Genomic DNA, 16,828 nt, shown 5'->3' with positions numbered 1-16,828 from the left:
CACCATCGACTACGAGGAGGCGTGCAGTGACCCGGGTGATGACCGTCGTCGGGACCAGGCCGGAGATCATCCGGCTGGCCCGGGTGATCGACACGTTGGACCGGACCGTGGAGCACACGCTGGTGCACACGGGACAGAACTGGGATCCCGCGCTGTCCGACATCTTCTTCACCGAGTTGGGCGTCCGGCCGCCCGACCGATTCCTGCGGGCCGACACCCGGTCGCTCGGCAGCCTGCTCGGTGCCGTGCTGGTCGGCACCGAGCAGGCGATCGGTGAGCTGCGTCCGGACGCGCTGCTGGTGCTCGGCGACACCAACAGCGCCATCTCGGCGCTGATGGCGCGACGGATGAAGGTTCCCGTCTATCACATGGAGGCGGGCAACCGCTGCTTTGACCTGAACGTCCCGGAGGAGACCAACCGCCGGTTGGTCGACCATGTCGCCGACTTCAACCTGGTCTACTCCGAGCACGCCCGGCGCAACCTGCTCGCCGAAGGGCTGCATCCCCGCCGGATCCTGCACACCGGCTCACCCATGCGGGAGGTGCTCGCCCACTACCGCCCGCAGATCGAGCGGTCCACCGTCCTGGCGCAGCTCGAACTCGAACCGGGCGGCTACTTCGTCGTCAGCGCGCACCGGGAGGAGAACGTCGACCACCCGGACCGACTCCGCCGGCTGCTGGACTGCCTCTGCGCCGTACGGGACGAGTGGCGACTGCCGCTGCTGGTCTCCACCCACCCGCGTACCCGCAAGCGCCTGGAGTCGCTCGCCGTCGACGGCACGCTCCTGGACGGCATCACCTTCCACGAGCCGTTCGGCTTCTTCGACTACGTCACCCTGCAACAGCACGCCCGGTGCACGCTGTCCGACAGCGGCACCGTCAGCGAGGAGGCGGCGATTCTCGGGTTTGCGGCGGTGACCCTGCGCGAGTCCATCGAGCGCCCCGAGGCGCTGGACTGCGGGGCGATCGTGATGACGGGTCTGGACCCGGCCGGTGTGGTGGAGGGGGTGCGGGTCGTGGTGGCCCAGGTGACGGCCGGCCCGGTCACCTGCCCGCTCGACTACCAGGTCCCGGACACGTCACGCCGGGTGGTCGACTTCATCCTCTCGACCGTGCGCAGGCACCACGACTGGGCGGGCATCCGCCGCTGACCGGTCCACCGGCCGGGCCGGCACGCCGGTGACCACCGCGCCCGCCGGGACGTCCCGGGTCACGCACGCGCCCGCGCCCACCACGGCGTCCCGGCCGACCGTCAGCCTCGGCAGGACGGCGGCGGTGGTGCCCACCATGACGCCGTCACCCAGCCGGCAGTAGCCGGAGACCGCGGCGAGGGGGTTGACCGAGACATGGTCGCCGAGGACCGCGTCGTGGCCCACGGTGCAGTTCTGATTGAGGTGCACATGCCGGCCCAGCACCACGTTCGTCGTCACCCTGGCACCGCCCGCCGCGAACAGGCCCTCCCGGAAGACGCAGTCCGGGCCGATCTCCGCAGCCGGATGCACCACTGTGGCGGCGGGCAGCCCGTACCGGGCGAGGACCTGGTCGGTCTCGCGACGCAGCCGGGGGTGTCCCACGCCCAGCGCCACCCGGGTGGTGGACGGCTGTCCGGCCAGCCAGCGGGTCGGCCCGAGGAAGGGGACACCGAGCCGTCGCACGAGTTCCACGTTGGGCTCGGTGGGGTGGTCGTCGACGAAGCCGAGCACCCGCCATCCGGTCCCGTCGACCGGCCGGGCGTTCAGCAGTCGAATTACGCCGTATATCTCACGGCCCATCCCGCCCACACCTACGATTACCACGTCGGTAGTCAACCGCTGCTCCTTCGGCCACGGAGAACGCCTGTCGCTCTCCGTCATCCGGACCCCCCCGCGGCACCGACCGCGCCGGCAGGGCAGCGGTGGCCGGTGTCCGTAGGTCGCGAGGGCATCCGGTACGGGCCGCGCCCGACGGCTTCCGACGCCCTCCTCGCTGTCATTGCGTTCCCGATACTCAGGTGGAGTGCCGATCCGCGGACGGCACGGTGAAGGTGGGCCCGATGGTGAAGCTGACAAGAACCCGCCCCCGCGACGACGCCGCTGCGACGTCGCCGAAGCGGGCGGTCCGGCCCGCCGGGACCACGGGCAACTACCGGGTGGTCGCGACCGCAGGTGTGTTCGAACCGGGCTTCCGTGGTGGTGGCCCGATCCGTTCCCTGCGGTTCATCCTGGACACCCTGCCGGGGGACCTCGACGTCACCCTGATCACCCGGGACCGGGATCTCCACTCGCCAGCACCCTACCCCGGGCTGTCCGGACGGTTGCTGCGGCGCGACGACCGCTCCGCCGTGTTCTATCTGGACCCGCGGGCACCGCGGCACTGGGTCCGACTGATCCGGCATGTCCGCTCCCGCCCGATCGACCTGCTCTACGTCAACAGCATCTGGTCGCCGTTCTCGGTGGTGTCGATCCTGGCGGTGGCGCTGCGTCTGGTGCGCGTCGGGGCCATCCTGGTCGCCCCGCGCGGCGAGTTGTCGCCCGGCGCCCTCGCGATCCGGGCCCTCAAGAAGCGGCTCTTCCTGGCGCTGTGGGCACCGCTGCTGCGCTGGCTGCGGGTGCGCTGGCAGGCGTGCAGTGAGCTGGAGGAGAAGCAGATCCGGGCGAACCTGCCGTGGGCGCAGGTGATGGTGAACGGCAACGAGAGCCCGATCCCGGAGCATCCGGCTCCACCGGTAGTCGCACACGACGGGCCGCTGCGGTTGGTCTTCGTCGGCCGGATCTCGCCGATGAAGAACCTGTCCATGGCGCTGGAGGCGGTGGCCGGGACCACCCGGCCGGTGGAGTTCGACATCTTCGGCCCGCCGGAGGACGCGCCCTACTGGTCGCGCTGCCAACAGATCATCGCGGCCATGCCCGGTCACGTCCGGGTCCGTTACCTCGGCGAACTCGCGGCGGCGGACGTCATGCCGACCTTCAGCCGGTACGACGCCTTCCTCTTCCCCACCCTCGGCGAGAACTTCGGCCACGTGATCCTGGAGAGCCTGGCCTCCGGCTGCCCGGTCATCTGTTCGGACAACACGCCGTTCAGCAAGCTGATCGTCGACACCGGCGGGGTGGTGGTCCGGCCGGCGACGGCGGCCGGCCTCAGCCGGGTCCTCGACCTGCTCGCCGACCGGTCGGCCGGGGAACGGGCCGAGGCGAAGGGGACCGCCGGGCGGCGGTACCGGCGTTGGCGGCAGCGGAACCGGGAACCCAATGTGCTGGAGCACGCCCGCCGGTTCTGTCGCTGATCCGTTCGCGCGGGAACTGCGTCACCGTGGTCGGATCCGGCTCGTTGGCTCAATGACCGGATCCAGGTACGCGGGTCCGGTCGTCCATAGCCCTGCACCCTGCGATGAAGGACAGCCCAGTGCCAAGTCGCGTTCGTACGATGGTCCGGCGAGTGCGGGACCACCTGGCCGCATCCCGTGATCCTGAGGCGTTCGTCCGGTCCCTGGGGGTCAACCTGACCGGTCGGGTCAGGTTCTACGGGGTCAACCGGGCGATGTTCGGTTCGGAGCCGTGGCTGATCACCATCGGCGATAACGTCTTCATCACCTCCGAGGTGCAGTTCGTCACGCACGACGGTGGCACGTTGATCCTGCGCAAGGACCACCCCGACCTCGACTGGACCGCGCCGATCACCATCGGCGACGACGTCTACATCGGCATGCGTGCGATGATCCTGGCCGGCGTCACCATCGGAAACCGGTGCGTCATCGGGGCCGGTTCGATCGTCACCCGGGACATCCCGGACAACACCGTGGCGGCCGGGGTCCCGGCGCGGCCGGTGCGCACGACCGACGAGTACCTCGAACGGCTGCGGGCCAAGTCGCTGGGCATCGGGCACCTGCCCGTCCCGGCCAAACACGCGGCGATGAAGCGGATCTACGGCGTCACCACCGGCTGACGCCCGCCGGTCCCGCCGGGGCACGGGCCACCCGGTCAGGCCCGCCGGTACGCCACCTGCGGCGGGGGGAACTGGTGTACCCCGCTGATCGTGATCGCCCCCAGCGCCCCGGTCACCCCGGTCACCTCGTAGCCGAACCGGTCCCCGGTCATCGCCGCCGCGCCGGCACCGAGGTTCAGCGTGGTGACGGCGCCGACGCCACTGGCCCGTACGGCGGGCGGCGTGGTGCCGCTGGCCTGCCAGACGTGCGCGTACCAGTGCCAGCCGGCGGGCAGCACCACGGGAGCGCCCAGCACGGACTCCTGCACCCCGACCGAGGTGACGGCGACGGTGCCGAAGTCGGCGATCGGGCCGAGGACGGCGGGACGTCCGGTGGCCGGATCGTGGGCGTACACGCCGTGCCGCAGGACGCCGGTGCCGGCCACGGTGACCTCCACACAGGCCCGGTCGACCGGGGTCGGTTCGGCCAGGAAGACCGGGTGCAGCAGGAGCCGTTGGTAGGTGCCGGTGCAGGTGCGGCTCAGCGTCGGGCCGGACCGGACGAGGAAGTAACTGCCCCGGGGCCCGGTCGCCCCCGGTAGCGGTCCCGATGCGGCCCGGTCGGGTTCCGCGCGCCACGTCCCGTACCCGGGGGAGACCGGCACGGCGTACGGGATGCCGTCGACGGTGACCCGGTCCGGCACGTCGAGGTTCGTCGGGCCGACCGGGACCAGCAGCCGGTGGAACAGTTGCGGCGCCGCCATCTCGGCCTGCGCCACGGTGCCGACCCGTTCGATCACCACGAAGTCCTGGCCGTCGGCGGACACCGCGATCTCGGTGGCGGTCGACGGCGGCGCCAGGTAGCGGCGGTAGGCGGTGCCGGTCACCGAGTCGCCGGCGGCCAGGGTGCGGCCCCAGACCAGTTGCGGGTAGTTCTTCTTGAGGCTGGAGCTGATGAACCAGCCCTTGGCCGTGGTGTACCGGACCCGGATCTCGGGCTCTCCGTCCGCGACCGGCAGCAGCCCGACGGCGATGCCCCACTGTTGGACACCCCCGCCGCTGACCACCCACTGGGTCATGCTGCTCGCCGGCATCAGCCGGTTCCGCAGCGTCGCCGGGGTGAAGTCGGTGAGCGCCGTCAGGGTGTCGATGTTCGCCCAGACGGACCAGTTCAGGCCGCCGGCCACCCCCACGTTCGGCATGAACTGCCGTCGGGTGCCGCCGGCCACCGGGGTCAACGGCCCGCACTGGGTGACCCCCGCGTTGAGGGTGAACCGGCTCAGGGCGGTGACCGTCTGCGCGACGATCAGGCTGCCACCGGGCGACCAGCGGTATTCGTTCGAGATCCGGCACAGGGACGGGAGTTGCGGCATGATCGTGGCGATAGGGGTGCCGATCCGCGCCCGGGCCGTGTCGATCATCCCCTGGTAGGTGGGGATGACGTAGGACTCCCGGATCACCAGTTCCTGGCCCGTCGACCGGCCGGCGGGCACCGGCCGGCCGTCGAGTTCGACGGCCACCGTGTGGGAGTGGGTGGCCGGGCGGATCTGCACGTCGGGGGTGAGGCCGGTGATCGGCACGGTGGTCCGGTTGGTAGCCCCCGAGACGTGGGTGAGCGGCGCGGCCGGCCTGACCCGGGCGCCCTGGGCGATGCCGTCCACGATCGTGTACGGGTTGCCGAAGAGCAGGCTGTTGGCGTTGGTCACCGCCAGCAGGGTGAAGATGCGGGTCCCGTCGCTCCACTGCGAGCCCACGTCGGCGGTCGTCTTGCCGTGGTTGGTCACGACGATCTGGTTGCCGACGTTGTAGCCGTGGTTGCCGCCGACGTACGACCAGCCGGTGTTGATCGGGCAGTTGTCGTCCGAGGTGTCGTGGATCCTGGTGCCGACGGCGGACATGACGGGCCACACCTGGGCGTCGGTCGCGGTCGAGGGCACGAGGCTCACCTGGGGCAGGCCGGAGTGCCACAGGCCGACCATGCTCTCCGCGTACGCCAGGTTGACCGGCATGACCACGTCCCGGGTGGCGTCGATCCGCGATCTGACGGACATCAGGGCGTTGGACCGGTAGACGATCAGCTCAGCCATCCTCCACACCTCCGGTGTTGACCTGCGACGATGCTGTCACTGTGCGCGTTTGCGCAGCTGGCGGCGGTTGTCGGTCGGCTCCCGGACAGCACCACCGGCCGTTCGGTGGACCCCGGCCGGGCCGCCGCGATGGACAACTGCGAACTTTGTCCTTAATGGGATGAGGTGCCCGTTTCTGCCGTAATGTGCTGAACACCTGCTCGATGAACAGGTGACGTGCGTATCCGGGGGGTTGTTCATGCGCATTCTGATCACTGGGGGGGCCGGTTTCATCGGCGCCAACCTGGCCCGCGCCGCCCTGTGCGAGCCGGCCGTCAAGGAGGTCAGCGTCCTGGACGACCTCTCGGTCGGGCTGCGCGGCAACCTCGACGGGCTGGACGTCGATCTCGTCGAGGGGTCGATCCTGGACCCGGCCGCCCTGGACACGGCGATGGCGGGCCGGGAGGCGGTGGTCCACCTGGCCGCCCTGCCCAGCGTGCCCCGCTCGCTGCGCGATCCGCTGGCCTCCCACCACGCGAACGCCACCGGCACGTTGATGGTGCTGGAGGCGGCCCGCCGGCACGACGTCGGGCACGTGCTCGTCGCCTCCTCCTCGTCGGTGTACGGCATGAACCCGGCGTTGCCCAAGGCGGAGCTGACCTGGACCCGTCCGATGAGCCCCTACGCGGCCAGCAAGCTCGCCACCGAGGCGTACGCCCTGGCGCACCAGGCGTCGTTCGGGCTGCCCACACTGGCCTTCCGGTTCTTCAACGTCTACGGTCCCGGGCAGCGGCACGACCACGCGTACGCGGCCGTCATCCCCCGGTTCACCCACGCCGCACTGCGCGGCGAGCCGGTGGTGGTGCACGGCGACGGCACCCAGTCCCGCGACTTCACCTACGTCGGCACGGTCTGCGAGGTCATCCTCGACGCGCTCCGCCGCCGGGTGCACCACCCGCATCCGGTCAACCTCGCCTTCGGGGCGCGGGCCAGTCTGCTCCAGGTGCTCGACGAGTTGGAGGAGCTGTTCGGGCGGCCGATCGACCGGGAACACACGCCACCGCGCACCGGTGACGTCCCACACTCGCTGGCGGACAACACCACCCTGCGGCAACTGTTCCCGGACGTCACGCCGGTCGCCCGGGCGCAGGGGCTGCGGGCGACCGGCGAGTGGATGGCCGCGCGGCTGGGCGTCGCCCCCGCCCCCCTCCGGTGACCCGGGCCGTGGGCCAGGCCTCCGCCGAGACGGTCGCCGCCGGGCTCCCTACTGCCGGGCCGGTCGCTGCCGGGCCGCCTGCTGCCGGGGTCGCTGCGGGGTCGCCTACTGCCGGGCCGGTCGGCACCGGGCCGCCGGTTGCCGGGTCGATCCCTGCCGGGCTCACAGCTGGCGGGGCGACGGTCGTTGCCGCGCCGCCGGTCGGTACGACGGTCGCCTCCCCGGTCCCGACGTCCGATGCGGCATCGGTGTCCGGCCCGCCGTCGGGGCCCGGTCGGGACCGCACGGTCACGGTCGGCATCGCCACCGCGATGGTGGCCAAGGGGATCGGCTTGGCCGCACCACTGGTCATCACGCCCGTCTGTTTCCGGTATCTCGGCGACCAGCGGTACGGCCTGTGGATGGCGATCACCGCGCTCACCGGGATGGCCTGGTTCGCCGATCTGGGGCTGGGCAACGGGCTGCTCACCCGGCTCGGTCAACTGGCCGACGACCCCCGACAACAGGCCCGGGAGATCTCCGGGGCCTTCGCCACCCTCGGCGTGGTCGCGGTGCTGCTGCTGGCGGCACTCGTGGTGGTCACCCCGGTGGTGCCCTGGGTGGACCTGTTCGCCGTCCGTGACCCGACCGTGGCCGTGCAGACCACCACCCTGGTCCTGATCTGCTTCGGTGCCTTCGCGGTCAACATCCCGCTCTCGCTGATCCAGCGGATCCAGTACGCCCGCGGCCAGATGGTGCAGAGCAACGTGTGGCAGTCGGCCGGTGCGCTGGCTGCCATGGTCGTCGTGCTGGTCGCCATCGCCGCCGACTGGGGACCGTTGGTGGTCGTCGGCGGCGCGGTGCTGGCCGTGCCGGTGACCAACCTGCTCAACACGGTGACCTACTTCTGGTCCGCCGGGCCCGCCGACCGGCCGACGCCGCGACTCGTGCACCGGGAGACCGTCGTCCGCCTGCTCCGGCTGGGCCTGCAGTTCTTCGCGCTCACCATGATGTCGTCGATCGCGCTGAACGTGGACAACCCACTGGTCGCGAACGTCCTGGGACTGACGGTGGCGGCGCACTACGCGGTCGTGGGAAAGCTGTTCGGGGTCCTGTGGATCTTCGTCGGACTGGTGGGCATGACGGTCTGGCCGGTCAACGGCGCCGCCCTGGCGCGGGGCGAGGTGGCCTGGGTACGCCGCAACACCCGGCGCATGGTGGCGCTCTACGGCGTGATCGTGGGAGCGGTCGGGCTGCTGCTGGTCGGCTACGGCCACCGGCTGATCGAACTCTGGGTCGGCACCGTCGACCGGTCGACCATCCGGCTCCCGGTCCTCGTCGGGCTGGCGGGCTGGTCCCTGCTGGTGGCGGTCACCTCCCCGTTGCTCATGGTGCAGAACAGCATCGGCCTGCTCCGGCCGCAGTTCGTCGGTTGGGCGTCGTTCCTGGTGCTGGCGACCGTGCTCAAGGTCTGGGGGCTGCGGCAGTTCGGCCTGGCCGGCCTGCCCGGGGCGGCCTGCGTCGCGTACCTGCTCACCATGGTGCCGGCGGCGCTGGTGGGATACCGGCGGGCCCTCGCCCGGTGCGGGCCGTCGTGACCGGCCGGGTCCGGGTGCTGCGGGTCGTCGGCGAGCTGAACTTCGGCGGCACCGAGATGCGTACGGCCGAACTGCTGCCCCGGCTCGCCGCCGCCGGCACCGAGCTGCACCTGGTGACCCTCAGCGACGCGGTCGGACCGGGGCCGCTGGCCGACATGGTCACCCGGCACGGCGGCACCGTCACGGCGATGCCGCTGGACCTGCGCTTCCCCGTCCGATTCGTGCGCCTGCTCGGGCAGTTGCGCCCGGACGTGGTGCACGCCGACTGTGCCAACTTCTCCGGCGTGCCGCTCGCGCTCGGCGCGCTGCGCGGCGTGCCCGGACGGGTCGCGCACTTCCGGGGGGACGACAATCAGCACCGCACCCTCCGCCGACGGATCCACCGGTGGATCTGTGGGCGGCTGCTGGGGATCTCCGCCACCGACATCCTCGGCGTCTCGCCCAGCTCGCTGACGTTCGGCTACCATCCGGGCTGGCGTGCCGACCCCCGCTGCCAGGTGGTGCTCAACGGACTCGACCTCGACCGGCTCCGCCGGCCCAGCCCCGACGACCTCCGGACCCTGATCGGCGCGGGACCGGGCGACCTGGTCTGCGTGACCGTGGGCCGGGCCTCGCCCGAGAAGCGCCGCTGGCTGCTGCCGCCGATCCTGGCGGCACTGCGGGACCGGGGCGTGTCCGCGCACGCCGTGCTCGTCGGGCCGGGCGACCGGGCGGACGACGACCGCGTCCGGGCGGCGGCGGCTGCCGCCGGGCTCGGCGACCGGGTGCACCTGCTGGGCCCGCGCGAGGACGTGGGCGGGCTGTTGCGGCAGGCCGATGTCGTCGTCCACCCCTCCTGCCTGGAAGGGCTGCCCGGGGGAGTGCTGGAACCCGTCGCGTTGGGCGTCGGCACGGTGGCCGCCGACCTGCCGGGGGTGCGCTTCATCAGCGAGCGGCTACCCGGCGTGACCATCGTCGATGTCGACGCTCCGGCGCAGGTGTGGGCGCGGGCGGTGGACCGGGCGGCGGCATTCACCGCGTCGACCGCCCCTGCGGTGGCCGCCGACCGGTTCGTCCACAGCGTCTTCGCCATTGACCGGGCGACCGCCATCCACCTGGAGATCTACCGACGGTGGGCGGCGGCCCGCCCGGGGCCGGACCGGGTGCCACGAGAGAGCAGCCGACCACCGGTCGGCTCGGGACGGTGAGCGAGATGACCGATCAGACAATGGTCGTCGGCCGGGAGCCACGGCCGGACGGCGCATCGACCGGGCGGTCCGACCGGCCCCGTCCGCTGCTCATCGGCGCGTACGCCTTCCCGCACGGGGACGCCACCTCCAACCGCCTGCTGCAACTCGCCCGGTCCGCCGCCCCCGAGGGCAGCCGCACGCTTGTCGTCAACGACTGGCCGTGCGAGGTCACCTTCCCGATCCGGCCGCCCGGCGCGGCCGGCATCGACCTGGTCACCCTGCGGATCCGTGGTCTGCACCGGCTCACCCGGCTGCCGGCCCGGCTGGCCCGCCCGGTCCGGGTGCTGCGGGCCACCCGCCGGCAGGGGGTACGCCGTGGCGACGTGAGCGTGGTGCTGCTGCCGATGGCGCTGATGACCCTCGGCAACTGGACCGTGTTGCGCCTGGCGCTGCGCTGCCCGGTGGTGGTGGACGCCAGCGAGCGGCACGACCGGCGGCAGTTCCGGCACGGCTGGCTGACCCCGTACTTCGTCCGGCACCGCTGGTCGACGTTCCTGGCCACCCGGCTCGTCGGTCGCGCTACGGCGGTCTCCACCACGCTGGCCGGCTACCTTGCGGCGCACGGGCTGGAGGTGCTGGTGGTGCCGCCGCAGGTGGACTGCGACGACTTCCGGGCCGGGCAGCCGCCCGCGCTCTCCACCGGCCTGCGCCTGCTCTATGCCGGCACCCCCGGCCGCAAGGACATGCTGGACGTGATCGTGCGCGGGATCAGCCGACTCGGCCCGGACCAACAGCGGCGGGTCAGCCTCACCATCGCCGGGGTCACCCGTGAGGACGCCGCCGCCCACTCGGATCTGGACGTCTCGGTACTCGACGGCCTCCGCGCCGAGGTGCGGTTCCTGGGTCGGGTCCCCCGCGCCACCGTGCTGACGCTGCTCGCGGAGTCGCACTTCTCGATGCTGGTCCGCCCCACCGGTGGCTACGCGGCCAACGGCTTCCCGTCCAAGGTGCCGGAGAGTCTCGCCGCCGGCTGCCCGGTGCTGCTCAACCACACCAGCGACCTGGCCGCCTACGTGCACGACGGCGTCGAGGGGCTGGTGCTCGACGACAACGGCCCGGACGACGTGCGGTGGGCGATCGAACGGGCGCTACGGCTATCCGACCAGGAGTGGACGGCGATGAGCCGGGCGGCCCGGTCGAGGGCCCGCGAGTCGTTCGACCACCGGGCCTGGCGGGACCGGGTCAGCGCCTTCGTGGCGGCCGACGACCGGGGCTGACCCGGAGGGTCTGACAGGTGGTGGGCGTCCCGACCGGGACGCCCACCGTCGTGTGATCTCAGCCCAGCACCGTTGCGTGACCTCAGCGCAGCGCCGGAACCGGCAGGTGCGGCACGGCGTCCACCGGGCCGGGGACCCGTTGCGGGTGGGCTTGCGAGGGGGACGGCTCGACGCTGTCCGCGTCGGTCAGGGCAGCGGGCAGGTGCCGCTGCACACCGGCGGTCACGAGCCAGAACACGTACGGGTAGGTCTGCCCGGTGCCGAAGATGGCCGACTCGGTGATCTGGATCAGCAGGCCGGTGACGACGAGCCAGACCAGACCCGAGTCGGCCCGGCGGACCGGTGCCCGCAGCGCGACCCGCCCGACGGCCAGCAGCAGCAGCGCCAGCGGTGCCACGGCGGTGAGCCCCAACTCCAGCAGCAGTTGCAGATAGCTGTTGTGCACCACGCTCACCCCGGTCCCGAAGGACTCGTCGAGACTGGCGAGGGCGAACAGGTGGTTGCGGGACGCGTACCCGAAGCCCAGGGCGGGGCGGTTCTGCCACCACAGGTCGACCGTCGCCTGCCACATCTCCGTGCGGCCGTTGGACAGGTCGCCGCCGGTGGGGTCGGTGAAGCGCAGCACGAACTGCCGCATCCACGGGCCCGCGAAGATGATCGGCAGCAGATTGAACAGGTAGGCCACCAGGAGCCCCGCGGCCAGCCCGGCGGCGAGGCGGACCATCCGGCCCAGCCCGTGCCGCAGCACGACCCAGAGGGCGCCGACGAGCACGGCGATCAACCCGGTGCGGGACTGGGAGAGCAGCAGGCCGGCAGCGGCCGGCACCATGCCGAGCAGTTCCAGCCGCCGCCGGGACTGCCGGTAGACCGCCCAGCCCAGCGGGGTGGTCAGGGCACAGACGATGCTGAGCATGTTGGGGTTGTTGTAGAGCCCCTCGAACCGTTCGGTCTGCGACAGCGCGGCGACGAGTGTGCCGTCGGCGAGCCCGAGGCCGAGGCTGATCAGGGCGGAGCCGCTGAGGACCAGGTAGACCACGCGCAGGTCGGCCAGCATGACCGCCCGGTCCGACCACCGGCAGCGGATCAGAACGTGCACCAGCGCGGCCAGCAGGAGCAGCGCGACACCGCGTTGGAGGGTCTCCAGCGGCACCACCGACCAGGTGAAGCTCAGCGTGGCGAGACCCGCCATCGCCCAGAGCGCGCCGATCAGCAGACGGGTCCACGGGTCGAGCCGGACCATCGTCGCACCCGGGGTGCGCAGCGCCCAGACGATCAGGGCGCCGACCGCCGCGTACCGGGGATAGAAGCTCGCCTCCACCAGGGTCGGCACCTTGGACGAGGCGCAGACCAGGAGCGCCATGGTCAGGCCCAGCAGCCACCGCCAGCCGTCCACCTGCTGCGCGAGCGCGAACAGCGCGAGCAGTAGCAACGCCACCGACGCGACCGCGACCAGCGGGAGGTTGACGCTCGCGACGGTGGTGACCACCGCGACGACGACCGCCCCGACGATCAGGCACAGTTGACCCACTCGGTTCCCCACGTGATGTCCTTTGACTCCAGCAGGCCGGCGGTGCCGGCGGTGGTCGTTTGGTCCGTCAGCCCGACACGCCCGCGAGGCCCGGCCGGGCCTGGTCGAGCGCCCAGCGGGCCCGGGCGGCGTGCATCGCCGCGATCATGTCCGGCCAGCTCGGCGGACGGTAGCCGGTGACCTGGGCGAGGGCGTCCGCGTGCATCGACCGGTCGCAGGTGAACTCGTCGTCCGGCACCAGTTCACCGGACCACCCGTACACCTCGGCGACCAGTCGGAGCAGGTCGTACTTCGAGATCGGTGCGGCGGCGACGTGGTAGAGGCCGGTCAGCTCCGCCCGGGGCAGGACCACCGTGCGCAGCAACCGGGCGAACTCCACGGTCGTCACCCCGCTGTAGATGGCCCTGGTGAAACCGCGTACCTGACCGCGTTGGGAGAGGAACCAGTCCACCAGGGAACGGTTCGTGGTCAGCTCGTGCCCGACGATCGAGGTGCGCAGGGTGAGCGCCGCGACCCCTGTCGCCTCGCCCAGCAGCTTGGACCGACCGTAGAGGTCGGGCGGGTCGGGCAGGTCGTCCTCCACGTAACCGCCCCGGCGGCCGGAGAACACGCAGTCGGTGCTGACGTGCACGAGCCGGCCGCCGACCTGCGCGCAGGCGTCGGCCAGCAGGTGGGGGAAGAGGGCGTTGAGGGTGACCGTGGGCACCGCGTCCTGTACGTCCGGCCGCTGCTTGATGACGCCGACACAGTTGACGACGACGTCCGGTCGCAGCTCGTCCACGAGTCGCCGGACGTGGTCGAACCGGGTCACGTCGACGGCCGGGACGATGCGGGCGAGCAGCTGCCGGGGGAACCACCCGGCCCGGTCGTCGATGGTGCGGGCGAGACCGTGGACGTCGAGCTCCGGGTCGTCGTCGAGTTCGCGCAGCACGGCGTGGCCGAGCATGCCGGTGACGCCGACGACGAGAACCCGGCGTGCCGGGCGTTGGTCGGCCTGGTGGTCGCCCCGTTGGTCGGCCTGGTGGTCGCTGCGCCGCCGGGGCACCCGGTCGGGTCGGCCGGTGTCGGCGGCCGTGCTCATGTCGTCACCACGGCCGCCGCGGCGGCCTGGACCTGCGCGCGTACCTCCGGCAGCGTCATCAACAACGACTCGATCTCCGGTACGGACAGCCGGCGGGCGTTGTGCGAGTGGAAGTCGGCGAGGCCACCGTGCTCGACGTCGCCCTCCTCGAAGTAGAGGGAGTAGTTGAGGTCACGGCTGTCCACCGGCACCCGGAGGAAGTCGCCGAGATCCTCGGCGAACGCGAGTTCCTCCCGGCTGGCCAGGGTCTCGTAGAGCTTCTCACCGTGCCGGATGCCGAGCACGTTGAACTTCGCCGGCACCCCGAACAGGTTGCACAGTGCCGTGGCCAGGTCGCCGATGGTGCAGGCGTCGGCCTTGCGGATGAAGACGTCCCCCGGCTGGCCGAACGCGAACGCGTGTTCCACCAGCTCGACCGACTCGGGCAGCGACATCAGGAAACGGGTCATCGTCGGCTCGGTGACCGTCGGCAGCCCCCCGCGCAGGATCTGGTCGATGAACAGTGGAATCACCGAGCCGCGCGAGTACATCACATTGCCGTAGCGCACACAGCAGACCCGGGTCCGGGCCGCCGCGTTGTTGCGGGAGTGCGCCTGCGCCACCTTTTCCATCAACGCCTTGGTCATGCCCATCGCGTTGACCGGATAGACGGCCTTGTCGGTGCTCAGCAGGACCAGCGTCTCCACGCCGACCCGCTCGCAGGCGTCCACCACGTTGGCGCTGCCGAGCACATTGGTGCGGACCGCCTCGAGGGGGAAGAACTCGCAGGAGGGCACCTGCTTGAGGGCCGCGGCGTGGAAGACGAACTCCATGCCCCGGGCGGCCTTGAGCACACTGTCGTAGTCCCGGACGTCGCCGATGTAGTAGCGGACCCGGTCATTGCCGAGGCGGTGCCGCATCGCGTCCTGTTTCGACTCGTCACGGCTGAGGACCCGCACCTCGGCGGCACCGGCGTCGAGCAGTCGGGAGACCATTGTCTGGCCGAACGACCCGGTGCCACCGGTGATCAGGAAACGCCTGTCCGAAAGCGAGGAAAGCATATCTCCTCCTGCCTGTATCCCGGCGGACCATCCTCGGGAATCGCGATCTCGTCAATGGTGACCATACTGTTGCCATAACGAGACCGGGCGCGCTTCCGGTAAAGGGAGGAGCAGTCACGTTTCACGTTTGCCGGGTGCGTTGCGCGCGCCATTGCCGACCCGCCCGGGGTGGCGAATGTGAAAGCGCGGGTCGTCCGCCGCAATGGTGATAGGTGTGTTCCATGCCCAAAGTTGCTGTCCCCGCGGCGCAGCCGCGCGCCGGTGCCCACGGCCCAGCGGCCGGACGGGGAGCCGCCCCGACGACCCGGCGACCGTACGATCGCTGGAAGCGGCTCCTCGACGTGCTCGGTGCCCTCGTCGTGCTGACCGTCGGCGCACCCCTGCTGGCCCTCGTCGCCCTGGTCGTGCTGGTGACGCACGGGCGGCCGGTGCTGTTCCGGCACACCCGGCCCGGCCTGCACGGCGAGTTGTTCGAGGTGGTGAAGTTCCGCACCATGCGCCATCCCGACCCGGTGCGGGGGCTGGTGACCGACGCCCAGCGCCTCACCCGGGTGGGCCGCTGGCTGCGGGCGAGCAGCCTCGACGAGCTGCCGGAGTTCTGGAACGTGCTGCGCGGCGAGATGAGCGTGGTCGGTCCCCGTCCGCACCTGGTGCGGTACCTCGCCCTCTACAACGCCGAGCAGGCCCGCCGGCACGAGGTGCGGCCGGGCATCACCGGGCTCGCCCAGGTACGCGGACGCAACTCCCTGAGTTGGGAGGCGAAGTTCGGCTACGACATCGACTACGTCGACCGGCGGTCCTTCCTGCTGGACCTGAAGATCCTGCTGACCACCGTCCGGGTGGTGCTCAGCCGGGAGGGCATCTCGGCTCCCGGCGCGGCCACCTGGCACGAGTTCACCGGCAACGACCAGCCGCCCGCGCCGTCGTCGGCCGGTGACCGGCCGGCTGCGTCGTCGGTCGCCGGCCGGTCGGCTGCGTCGTCGTCGGTCGACGACCCGCCAGCTGCGTCGTCGGTCGACGACCGGGACGCCGCGTACCGCCGATGAACCGGGTGCTGCTGCTGGGCGCCGGTGGCTTCCTGGGCCGCCACATCGGTGCCGTGCTGGCCGGGCACACCGTCCTGCGGTCGCCCACCCGCGCGCAGTGCGACCTGGTCCGGATGGAGCTGCCCGAGTTGACCGCGCTGGTCGCGCGGGAACGGCCGGACGTGGTGGTGAGCGTGGCGGGCCGGATCGTCGGCTCCGGGCTGGACTTCGTGCGGGCGCACGTCGTGACGACCGCGAAACTGATCGAGGCGGTGTCCGTCGCCGCACCCGGGGCCCGGTTGATCCGGATCGGCTCGGCGGCGGAGTACGGCGTCGTGCCGTACGGCCTCGCCGTCGGGGAGGACCACCCGGCCGCACCCGTGAGCGAGTACGGGCTCAGCCACCTGGCGGCGACCCGCCTGGCGCAGCTCGCGGGCGACGCCGGCCGCCTCGACACGATCGTGCTGCGGGTCTTCAACCCGGTCGGGCCGGGGATGCCGGCGGGCAACATGCTGGCCCGGGTGACCGCGATGGTCCGGGCGGCGGCGGCCGGCGGGGCGGGTGACCTCGCCCTGGGTCTGCACGACACCTACCGGGATCTCGTCGACGTGCGGGACGTGGCGGCGGCGGTGCTGGCCGCGACCCGGTGCGCCGTGGGCACGGAGCGGGTCGTCAACGTGGGCAGCGGACGCGCGGTGGCGACGCGGGACGTCGTCCGGCTGCTGGCCGACGTGGCCGGGTTCCCCGGTCAGATCCGGCCCGGCACCTTCCCGCCCGACGCCACCCGCTCGGCCGCGGTGCCCTGGATGTGCGCCGACCTCGACCGTGCCCGTCGGGTGCTCGGCTGGGCCCCGGCGTACGACCTGACCGACTCGCTGCGCGCCCTGTGGGGGGCCGACGGCGCGCAACCCACCCGCCCGGTGGCCGGCGTGGCGGCGGGGTGAGGTCG

Annotated in this window: 14 protein-coding genes; 9 read left to right on the top strand and 5 right to left on the bottom strand. The window is 72.0% G+C overall.

All coding sequences use genetic code 11. The features are described from left to right. The first annotated feature begins 26 nt into the window (after nucleotides 1-26). Nucleotides 27-1,151, top strand: coding sequence for a non-hydrolyzing UDP-N-acetylglucosamine 2-epimerase (gene wecB / locus AC0AIB_RS08415; RefSeq protein WP_328348654.1), 1,125 nt, complete (start codon nucleotides 27-29; stop codon nucleotides 1,149-1,151). On the opposite strand, the gene AC0AIB_RS08410 is transcribed toward wecB, so the two are convergent. Continuing rightward, nucleotides 1,080-1,853 (bottom strand): NeuD/PglB/VioB family sugar acetyltransferase, encoded by a 774-nt coding sequence (locus tag AC0AIB_RS08410; protein ID WP_328348653.1) that lies wholly within the window; start codon nucleotides 1,851-1,853, stop codon nucleotides 1,080-1,082. The genes wecB and AC0AIB_RS08410 overlap by 72 nt on opposite strands. A gap of 179 nt (nucleotides 1,854-2,032) precedes the next feature. Between AC0AIB_RS08410 and AC0AIB_RS08405 the strand changes: the two genes are divergently transcribed. Together AC0AIB_RS08405 and AC0AIB_RS08400 are read left to right on the top strand one after the other, a co-directional pair. Continuing rightward, a complete protein-coding gene (locus AC0AIB_RS08405; RefSeq protein ID WP_465096355.1) occupies nucleotides 2,033-3,262 on the top strand; it encodes a glycosyltransferase family 4 protein in 1,230 nt (409 codons plus the stop codon). 140 nt (nucleotides 3,263-3,402) lie between these two features. Continuing rightward, the gene (locus AC0AIB_RS08400) at nucleotides 3,403-3,921 is read left to right on the top strand and encodes an acyltransferase (RefSeq protein ID WP_465096354.1); all 519 of its coding nucleotides are present in this window, start codon (nucleotides 3,403-3,405) and stop codon (nucleotides 3,919-3,921) included. Nucleotides 3,922-3,956: 35 nt separating this feature from the next. Here AC0AIB_RS08400 and AC0AIB_RS08395 read toward each other — a convergent pair whose 3' ends face one another. Next, nucleotides 3,957-5,987: a hypothetical protein gene (locus AC0AIB_RS08395; RefSeq protein ID WP_465096353.1), complete on the bottom strand. Its 2,031-nt coding sequence runs from the start codon at nucleotides 5,985-5,987 to the stop codon at nucleotides 3,957-3,959. A 238-nt stretch (nucleotides 5,988-6,225) separates the two neighbouring features. Between AC0AIB_RS08395 and AC0AIB_RS08390 the strand changes: the two genes are divergently transcribed. The 4 genes from AC0AIB_RS08390 to AC0AIB_RS08375 all read left to right on the top strand — a co-directional run bounded on the left by AC0AIB_RS08390 (nucleotide 6,226) and on the right by AC0AIB_RS08375 (nucleotide 11,205). After that, complete coding sequence (locus AC0AIB_RS08390; protein ID WP_465096352.1) at nucleotides 6,226-7,182, top strand: NAD-dependent epimerase/dehydratase family protein; 957 nt, start codon at nucleotides 6,226-6,228, stop codon at nucleotides 7,180-7,182. 248 nt (nucleotides 7,183-7,430) lie between these two features. Then, nucleotides 7,431-8,759 carry a lipopolysaccharide biosynthesis protein gene (locus tag AC0AIB_RS08385; RefSeq protein ID WP_328348648.1) on the top strand — a complete coding sequence of 443 codons (1,329 nt, stop codon included), beginning with the start codon at nucleotides 7,431-7,433 and terminating at the stop codon, nucleotides 8,757-8,759. After that, complete coding sequence (locus AC0AIB_RS08380; protein ID WP_328348647.1) at nucleotides 8,744-9,946, top strand: glycosyltransferase; 1,203 nt, start codon at nucleotides 8,744-8,746, stop codon at nucleotides 9,944-9,946. The genes AC0AIB_RS08385 and AC0AIB_RS08380 overlap by 16 nt, the downstream gene beginning before the upstream one ends. Nucleotides 9,947-9,951: 5 nt before the next feature. Beyond that, on the top strand, nucleotides 9,952-11,205 hold the full coding sequence (locus tag AC0AIB_RS08375; protein ID WP_328348646.1) for a glycosyltransferase: 1,254 nt from the start codon (nucleotides 9,952-9,954) through the stop codon (nucleotides 11,203-11,205). A gap of 82 nt (nucleotides 11,206-11,287) precedes the next feature. Here AC0AIB_RS08375 and AC0AIB_RS08370 read toward each other — a convergent pair whose 3' ends face one another. Genes AC0AIB_RS08370 through AC0AIB_RS08360 form a run of 3 tightly spaced genes read right to left on the bottom strand, consistent with a single transcriptional unit; the run spans nucleotide 11,288 to nucleotide 14,854 of the window. Then, nucleotides 11,288-12,745 carry an O-antigen ligase family protein gene (locus AC0AIB_RS08370; protein ID WP_328348645.1) on the bottom strand — a complete coding sequence of 486 codons (1,458 nt, stop codon included), beginning with the start codon at nucleotides 12,743-12,745 and terminating at the stop codon, nucleotides 11,288-11,290. Between the two features lie 55 nt (nucleotides 12,746-12,800). Then, nucleotides 12,801-13,814 (bottom strand): dTDP-4-dehydrorhamnose reductase family protein, encoded by a 1,014-nt coding sequence (locus AC0AIB_RS08365; RefSeq protein ID WP_328348644.1) that lies wholly within the window; start codon nucleotides 13,812-13,814, stop codon nucleotides 12,801-12,803. After that, on the bottom strand, nucleotides 13,811-14,854 hold the full coding sequence (locus tag AC0AIB_RS08360) for a polysaccharide biosynthesis protein (RefSeq protein ID WP_328348643.1): 1,044 nt from the start codon (nucleotides 14,852-14,854) through the stop codon (nucleotides 13,811-13,813). Before AC0AIB_RS08360 ends, AC0AIB_RS08365 begins: the two co-directional genes overlap by 4 nt. A gap of 221 nt (nucleotides 14,855-15,075) precedes the next feature. Between AC0AIB_RS08360 and AC0AIB_RS08355 the strand changes: the two genes are divergently transcribed. Together AC0AIB_RS08355 and AC0AIB_RS08350 are read left to right on the top strand one after the other, a co-directional pair. Then, nucleotides 15,076-15,900: a sugar transferase gene (locus tag AC0AIB_RS08355; protein ID WP_328348642.1), complete on the top strand. Its 825-nt coding sequence runs from the start codon at nucleotides 15,076-15,078 to the stop codon at nucleotides 15,898-15,900. Further along, a complete protein-coding gene (locus tag AC0AIB_RS08350) occupies nucleotides 15,897-16,823 on the top strand; it encodes an NAD-dependent epimerase/dehydratase family protein (protein ID WP_328348641.1) in 927 nt (308 codons plus the stop codon). Before AC0AIB_RS08355 ends, AC0AIB_RS08350 begins: the two co-directional genes overlap by 4 nt. Nucleotides 16,824-16,828: the final 5 nt, after the last annotated feature.

The sequence above is a fragment of the Micromonospora sp. DSM 43699 genome, assembly GCF_055517075.1.
Note: the sequence above shows the minus strand (reverse complement) of the source record. Positions and strands in the feature narration are given on the sequence as shown.